Here is a 428-nt window from a genome sequence, read left to right as displayed (position 1 = left end):
ACAGGGACCATAGGCCTAGTCGGGCGGGCCGCTCGGCCTTTCGGGTGGCCGGGCCGGACGCGTGCGACATGTGAGGGAGAATCAGCGCATGAGCTTCGGAACGCTCGCCGTCGTCGTGCTGATCGGGCTGCTGGGTCCGCTGCTGGCGTACCCGCCGAGCTGGCGGGTGCCGGTGGTCGTCGGCGAACTGGCCGCGGGCGTGCTGCTCGGGCCGACGCTGGCCGACTTCCTGCACCCGGACGACAAGACCTTCGCGTTCCTGGCGGAGATCGGCTTCGCGCTGGTGATGTTCGTGGCGGGCTCGCACGTGCCGATCCGCGATCCGCGGCTGGTCAAGGGGCTGCGCAGGGGCGCGGTGCGGGCGGTCGCGGTCGGCGCCATCGCGGTGCTGCCGGCGTTCGCGCTGGCCCGGGCGTTCCACACCGGCC

The 428-nt window shown here is 73.1% G+C and carries 1 protein-coding gene; it reads left to right on the top strand.

Features of this window, described 5'->3' with window-relative positions; all coding sequences use genetic code 11:
• Positions 1 to 88: 88 nt before the first annotated feature.
• On the top strand, positions 89 to 428 hold a 340-nt coding region (locus GWG67_RS38840; RefSeq protein WP_275174912.1), incomplete at its 3' end, for a cation:proton antiporter.

The sequence above is a fragment of the Bradyrhizobium sp. CSS354 genome (genome assembly GCF_029051725.1).
Classification (GTDB): Bacteria; Pseudomonadota; Alphaproteobacteria; order Rhizobiales; family Xanthobacteraceae; genus Bradyrhizobium.
This window is presented reverse-complemented; position numbering and strand designations above follow the sequence as displayed.